The organism is Caballeronia terrestris (assembly GCF_001544515.1).
Classification (GTDB): Bacteria; Pseudomonadota; Gammaproteobacteria; order Burkholderiales; family Burkholderiaceae; genus Caballeronia; species Caballeronia terrestris.
In genome coordinates this window covers 1-7478 of sequence record NZ_FCOL02000127.1, presented here as the reverse complement: position 1 = coordinate 7478, position 7478 = coordinate 1, and the positions used below count along the sequence as shown (strand labels likewise).

6 protein-coding genes are annotated in these 7478 nt (G+C 57.2%); 1 reads left to right on the top strand and 5 read right to left on the bottom strand.

Annotated elements, in window-relative coordinates; translation table 11 throughout:
• The first annotated feature begins 824 nt into the window (after positions 1–824).
• A complete protein-coding gene (locus AWB67_RS33275) occupies positions 825–2360 on the top strand; it encodes a tyrosinase family protein (protein ID WP_200822375.1) in 1536 nt (511 codons plus the stop codon).
• 519 nt (positions 2361–2879) lie between these two features.
• On the opposite strand, the gene AWB67_RS33270 is transcribed toward AWB67_RS33275, so the two are convergent.
• The 5 genes from AWB67_RS33270 to AWB67_RS33250 form a co-directional block, all read right to left on the bottom strand.
• Positions 2880–3995: a trypsin-like serine peptidase gene (locus AWB67_RS33270; protein ID WP_235025490.1), complete on the bottom strand. Its 1116-nt coding sequence runs from the start codon at positions 3993–3995 to the stop codon at positions 2880–2882.
• Positions 3996–4505: 510 nt separating this feature from the next.
• Positions 4506–4811 (bottom strand): ATP-binding protein, encoded by a 306-nt coding sequence (locus AWB67_RS43240; protein ID WP_327359557.1) that lies wholly within the window; start codon positions 4809–4811, stop codon positions 4506–4508.
• Positions 4812–5451: 640 nt separating this feature from the next.
• Positions 5452–5955 carry a lipocalin-like domain-containing protein gene (locus AWB67_RS33260; protein WP_087660270.1) on the bottom strand — a complete coding sequence of 168 codons (504 nt, stop codon included), beginning with the start codon at positions 5953–5955 and terminating at the stop codon, positions 5452–5454.
• Between the two features lie 52 nt (positions 5956–6007).
• Positions 6008–6454, bottom strand: coding sequence for a lipocalin-like domain-containing protein (locus AWB67_RS33255; RefSeq protein WP_235025489.1), 447 nt, complete (start codon positions 6452–6454; stop codon positions 6008–6010).
• Positions 6455–6458: 4 nt separating this feature from the next.
• On the bottom strand, positions 6459–7193 hold the full coding sequence (locus tag AWB67_RS33250; RefSeq protein WP_087660268.1) for an IS6 family transposase: 735 nt from the start codon (positions 7191–7193) through the stop codon (positions 6459–6461).
• Positions 7194–7478 lie beyond the last annotated feature (285 nt).

Genomic DNA, 7478 nt, shown 5'->3' with positions numbered 1-7478 from the left:
GCGAGCGCGTCGCCATTCTCGCATCGTGGAATCAGCAACGACGATCCCGTGAAAACCCCCGCTTCTTCAGCACAGCCTTAGAAGTTCGCTTACGCTAACTTATCTAGCGTTGTTGTGTTGAGATCTTCGACCTAGCGTGACGGGCTAAGACTGTATCTTTCCAAAGTGGATTCTTGCGGAGCATCGGTCGCCCGTTTTATCTTGCACTAAGCGCATCATGACTTCAGATCGGGGACCACGACGCAATAGCGATCTAGTCCATCAGCGTCTGAAAACAGGCCCCGGCCAGCTTGTGCGATGGCCGAGCGCGAATGCTCTTTGTTTAAATCCGTCGCCCCAGTTCGCATCCATCGTTGCGCGACGGTCTCACCGGACAATCCACTATGGGAAATTCGATTCCTAACGAATTCCATTTCACTGACCTGCGATCAACGCCGCAATGGCCGTTTAGCCTCGTGTAAATGGGCTGTCTGGACCACCAAGGCGGCAAATAACGAATGAATCAACTCAAGTCAGGGTTTATTTCTAGCGTCGGACCTTGAATTCATTTAGTCAGTTGATCCCGCATTGGATGTGCGACAGCGCACGTTAATATGAGCGTAGTCTGAAGTAGATTTCCATATCAATCTCGCGGTCGAGACGACCTATAGTCTCAACCGTTCAACTTCCACGTTGCGCCTTGGTCGCAGCGTTATTCACCAGGCCAAGCGGGAAGCTCGCTTGCGCCATCGCTAACAACATTCACCGCGTTTCGAGAACACTCCAACTTCAGGATGTTCACCTTGTATTCAATGATTGGCCAGGCGTACCCGCTGGAGAATTTCATGAGCCATTTAAAACTTGACCGCCGAACGTTCCTGGGTGGAGCGGCCTCGGCATTGTCTCTTGCCGCGTTTCCCAGCTTTGCCCAGATAAGCGGGCAACGCCGTCTCGAATGGCAGCAGTTCAGGGTGACCCCTGAATACGCGTCGTTCCACGACGCCGTAAACCGGATGCGCGGCAATATCAACGCGAGTGACCCGAATTCGTGGCAGTATTGGGTCAATGTGCACGTTAATTATTGTCCTCACAAAGTATCGTATTTTCTCGCCTGGCACCGGGGATATCTCTGGTATTTCGAACGACGCCTACAGATCATCTCGGGCAATAACAAGCTCATGCTTCCCTATTGGGATTGGTACACAAATCCGACAATCCCGAGCGACTTCACTACGCCCGGCAGTCCGTTCTACCCGAGTGTTTCCCGGGTAAACGCGAACGTCTATAGCGCCTTAGACCTGACACCGTTTCAGAGCTCGACTGTGAACTTCCAGCGCGGCACGGTGAACTCGTTCGAAGAGCGCTTTGAAACGCGTCCGCACAACCCTGTGCACAACCTGATCGGCGGTTCGATGGCGACTATGCAGTCGCCGCTCGATCCGATTTTCTTCCTGCACCACTGCAACGTCGACAGGCTGTGGCACGCATGGGCGCTGCCGGACGGCCGTACAATGCCGGTGTCGAGTTCGCCTTATTGGACGGGTGCGCCTGCGTCTTTCGTCTACGCGCCGGGCCTTACGATGCCGAAGGTTGACACGTACTCCCCGCGCCGGGCGGGCACCGTCAAAATCACCGCCTACGACTATGACAACACCTCCCGGCCCACGTCACTGCCGCGGCAAGCACAGGCGGGCCGCATCATCCTGGTCCAGGCGGAGCGCCCGCAACTTCGACAACGCCCGCCAGTCGGCTTGTTCAAGGCGACGCCGGCTCGCGACATCAGCGCGGACGAGCGCGCGATCGGCGGGGTGAAAGGCCTCGCGCTGAGTGAACAGTCGATCAGCGCGCTTGTGACGGCGGAAGCGAGTTCGGTTCAGTCGATCCAGGAGGTCATCACGACGACCGAGGAGGAGTTTCCCGATACCGAAACGACGAGCACGTCGGCGCCGGCCGACAGTTCGGCCAGTACATCGAAGGCGAGAAAATTCCGCTCGGTCAAGATCGTGCTCGACAACGTCGCGATCACAAACGCGGGTGCAGCGGGCGGATACTTCTACAAGGTGTATCTTAACCTGCCCGAGAATGCGGATATCGATACCGTCGGTCCAACGCACTTTCTCGGCACGCTCGGAGCCTTCGAAATTGCCAGCGAGGCGCATCATGGATCGGTAACGCTCGAATATCCGGCAACCGGCGCAATGGTGAAGATTCGCGCGAAAGCTAGCCGCGAGCACGTAATTTCGTTTGTGCGGGTGGACGGCACTAGCGCTCCGGCAGGCCAAGTCATCGCCGCCGGCGAACTGCGTTTTGAGTTGTCAACCGAAGCACCGTTCATCAAGTCGAAGAGGGTCAAGCCGGGACGCAATGACATCCCCTATTGAGGTGACCGACGCGTGACCGTGGAAATCTCTGCATAGGTGATCGCTGGAGGGCCTCACTGACTTAGATTCAGATGAGTGTGGTCATGACGCAATTAGATCTGGGCTCGAGTTAATCGACCAGCGCGAATTTTCGATGAGATGACACGCTCGTACGGAGGACGGCTCACGCTGTGAGCCGAAATCACCGCACAGGCTAGGCGCTGAAAACGGTGATCAGGAGTGTGAAGGTGAACGAGCGTTCCGTTGGCCAAATGGTTTGCTGGCTTTGCACCGGCGGAAAGTCTGAAACTCTAGTCAGGTGTCCACCCTCGGACTTTTCGTACATCACGAGGGCTCGCTAGATCTGGCACTCTTGCCGGATACTTTCAACCGCGAACTCGTCGGCTGGCCCCATCAAAGCCGCGCATGACCGCCGGCATTCTAATCGGTGCATTAACGATGACGGGGTTCCGGCGACCGCCGAGGCCGCCGCGCTGCATTATTCGGACAGACCCAGTCACCGAACACACTCAGGAACACCTAGTCGCAATATCCTTGCGAGGCGTACGTACCGCCACCCGGCGCTCTCCTATTACACAGTGTGCTCAGCAGCGAGGCGATGTTGCCGGCTCCGTAACCGCCATAATTTGCATTCGGGTACTGCGCGTTTTGGCGGAACTGGGAAGAGTAGTTATCTTTTGGCGCATTAGGATCGGAGGTTCCCCATGACGTCACGCCAATCACCGCGAGCTTCGAAGCGGTACCTGCAACGGCGTCTCCTGCCCGCACAGGGTCGCGAGACTTGAAATTTACGATCCACGGGCCACCGCTTGAGCCGCTTGTGAGGTCGCTTCCTTGCCAGAGCTGCCAAGCTCCGCCGACCACTGTCGTGTAAGTTGGCCCATCCGTGCGCTGCATAATCGCGCCACTGTCCAGAAGGTACGGATATCCGAAGGTCGAGACGGCCGCGGTCTGCAAATTGCCAGTCTTTGGAGAAGAGACGAACGAACAGTTGTTCCAACCGTAACCCATATATCCTGTGATGTCGCCGATGAACTGATTGTGAGTGTTCTTGGCGAGAGCGATCACCGCCAGATCATTGTTACGGGCTGCGCCAGATCCTGTGTCAGTGCCATTAGCCCAGCTCGCCGGACGAACGAAGGCAGTCCAATTCCATATGCCATATGGAGCATTCTGTTTTGCTGTCGCGCCGATCGCACCATAATGTCCCGGGACAAATTGATAGTCGGAATAAGTCGAGTTTCCACTGCCGAAGCCTTGGATGCAGTGTGCGGCCGTTACAAGAACGCTTCTGCGGATGAGGCTCGCAGAACAGTAGCCGGCAGAGAACGTGAGCTTTCCGATTGTCCGATAAGGGAAGCTCGTGCTAAGAAGGTTGGCAAGCGTAGCGCCCGAAGCGCTTTGATCACCGTCCTGCACGCGAGTAGATGTATATGGAATGCCGAAAGATCCATATGCACGAGGTCTGGTGTCCGTTACGATGCCTTTTTGCGTCATAACGCCGGGGAGGTATGGCCCCGCGTCGGTATTTGGCGTTACTGACGATGTATCGGGCGCATACAACCGATTCACGACCGGCTTTGAATTCAAAAGCTCCGTTGTCGACAGCCTCGTCTCAGATAAGTTGAGATTCATGACAACGGTGTCCTCGGCAAAGGCCGCCCCGCTCACGGATGCTGACAAAATCGCTGCGACAGTCGCTGAACGGGGTACGAAACGATAGCATTTTCTCATCGTATGTCTCTAAAAGGCCCTAAGATCGGCAACGCTAGGTCGTGTTCCCCATTAGCGGATGCGCGGCTACCGCAATGGCTAGCTAGGGCAACGCGCCATGTCTGGAGGGTGCACTCTTGCTCACGTCAGAGCGGGTTAATATCCAAATGCCTCCTCTCGACGGCCGAGCAGTGGCGAGAAAGTACCGGCTCACAGCCAGCCCCGCACTTTCTTGGTGGTGGTGACCGCGCTGTCATCGATGTACGAACGTGCCGAATCCCATCAGCTCGCGATTCGACTACCATTTTTAAAGTCCGCCCAGCTTCCGGTCATGCCGGCAGTGATTTCGTGTCACGGGGCGGCGTAATGGCGCCGGGGATGGGCGCCGTAATGGCGCCAGCAGAAACAAGGTAGAACGCGGATCGAACGGTTTCAAGATTGCGGTCTTTTGCCGTTTTTGGCAACCGGATTTTCGCCGTTGTCGATCATCGGTTTGGGCTTGCGGAAGCTTTCGCCCTCTATAACGACGCGATAGGCGCCGTGTCGTAGGCGATCGAGCGTAGCGGCTCCACGAATTCGGTTGTCGGGGAAGGCGTCGCCCCATTCGCTGAAGTCCAAATTTGAAGTCAAGATTGAGGCTGCGCGCTCGTACCTTGCAGCGATCAGGTCATGGAAGTCCTCATCGTGGGGCGCACGAAGGGGCTTGAGCGCGAAGTCGTCAACGATCAGCAGTAGCACACGCACGAACTGCCGGAACTTGCGTCGTATAAGTCCGTGGCACGCGCCGCATGCAGCTTCTTGAGCACTCGGTCTGATTGATAAACAGCCTCGCGACTTGCCACTCGGCGTCAGGACCGCACCGCGATAGATACCTGCGACTTGCCGACGCCTGTCTGCCCGACCATCAGAACGCAGACCTTCTCGTCGATGTATCGGCCCGTAGGGAGGTCGTGAGGTCGTGAAGGTGTGAACGGTTTAGTTTGGGCAACCGGTCGAAGTTGAAGTTCTCGAGCGTCTTGCCCAGCGCTAGGCGTGAGTTCGAAACGACGACCTTCAGGCTCGCGCAGGACATCGGCGCTCGCGAGGGCGCGCAGCATACGGTAGAGCGTCAGTGCGTGAGAGCGGTAAGCGCAGCGAGTTCAACTCGTGCGGCGAGCGTCCGCGAGGAGATCGGCGATGCTGAGCGTGGGCTACATGAATGGCCTGCGAGACCTGATACCCATCGATCAAGCGACGAATCGCATTTGCGGGGTCTTGATCGTCTTTCATGGGCCTCCTGGCTTGACAACTTACGCCGCGCGCTTCGAGTGAAGCCACCCGGGGGCTCTAAACCAATGTACTCCCCACGTTTGAGTGGCGAACTCTGTCGACGCCCGCTTCACTTCATTCGTTGCCACACAACCTTGGCCGCCCCATAACCGAAGCTGCCCGGCGTGACATAGGTCAATCGATCGCCGTCGATAGAGAAGGGACGCCTCTGCACATCCCCGTCCCAGTTAGGAAACGTGCTTCTTTGGATGTGGAAGACGATGACGTGAGCGGTGGTGTCGACCGTGTACATACCGAAGTGAGCCACGTTTCCCTGGGCAATTCCCGCATTCTCGTCAGCGGTTCCTTGCAACCGGTTGCCGGAAGCGAATTTCGGCAGGTTGGCGCGCACACCGACCAGTGCATAACGGCCATCGCTCCCGAACATGAGAAGGCCTTCGGGATGCGCGCCCAGCAGTTCCTCCTCGGTTCCACTCCTAGTGACGGTCAGCGAGACCAGCGACCAAGATCCGGCCAGACTGCTGGGAGATTGCGCGTGAGCGCCGGGCACCGCGATGCCGATCGCGAGGGCTATCATCGCGGCGACGGCCAAGGCTTTCAGCATTGCTTTCATGGGTTTCTCCAGCGCGTCGCTGCACCCTGCGGTCCATGGAAACCAACACCTTCTACTTGGCTCGCTTCCATTCGTTGATCGGGATGATCTCTCCGTCGGACGTCTTGACGGGAGACCCGGTCGTGGTCAGCTTATCGCCGCTCAAGACGACCTTCTGCTTGCGAACCGCTCCGTCGAATGCCGGCGACGTGCTGGATTCGACGTTATAAGTCAGGGTGCTGGTGGACTCGTCGACTGTGTATGTTCCGTAGTAGGCGAGAACCGGACCGATAGGCACGCGTGGATTGGCGACCGTCTTCGGGCGGTCCTTGCCCATGAGAAAGAATGCCACATGACCGGTCGAATCTAGCATGAGGTTGCCGGACGCCCAGGGAACGACGGTCTTTCCGTTTGCAAGCTTCTCTGATCCGGATGTCAAGGTCCAGGTGCCGACCACCTGCTGTTTCAGAGGCTTTGTCAACTTGTCGAGAGCGAAACAGAGCCACCACAGGTGAGACACTCGTTCAGAAGCCGGTCGACGGATTTCGGGTTACTTCGGTGAATTCGCGCCACGCAATGAATTTCGCCGCGAGTTGTTTGCGATAGGTTGAGGCGCTCAGCAGATGCCGCTTGAGCGCGAAGTGTTGCCGGATCAGTCCGAAGCTCGACAGGAATACCTGCGTGCGCTTCGGGTCACGAAAGCCGCGCATGCGACGCTCGCGTTCGCGTGTCGGCTGGTGGCTGTTTTCAGCTCGGTTGTTCAGTCGGGCTGCCGCTTTGACAAACACGTGCTTTACGCTCGCCAGCTCTGGAATCTCAGCTTTGGCCGCCGGATAACTGCGCAGTTGATCGGTGACGATCTTATGCGGCACCGGGCTCGAGCGCAGCACACGCTTGAAGAAGCGTTTGGCAGCGGCCTTGTCGCGCCGCTTTTGCAGCAGGATGTCGAGTTCGGCACCGTGCTCGTCCACTGCGCGCCATAGCAGGTAAGGCTCGCCGCGCAACGTAACGAACATCTCATCAAGGTGCCATATGCCGCCCGGTTTGCGACGCGCCGCTTTCACCCGACGGGCAAAGCCTGCGCCAAACTTATCGCACCAGCAGCGGATCGTCTCGTAGGTCACAATCACACCACGCTCGAAGAGCAGTTCTTCGATATCACGCAAGCTCAATTGATAGCGGTGGTACCAGCGCACGGCGCAACTGATGACGCCGGCTGGAAAACGGTGACCGTGATACAGCGATTTTGATTTCTTCATCGCGTCATCTTACGCGACACGACCCAGCAACCTGACAACGCCAGTTTGGGGTCTTCGTCGGGCGCTTCTAGGTCAGTAACAGCCATGATGTTCTCGGTATGTCTGTGTTCTCTCTCACATAGAATTTTCGTTGATCAGGCAAGTGTTCAAGCGGGCGAAAGCTATATGAATTTCGTGAGCTTTTCACCTCACGCGAGCGTCGATAACCCGGATACTCAACTCCATTCCCCGCGTCACCGACGCATCGACCTCGACTCCAAGCCCGGAGTCCATCTTTTTTCTGCA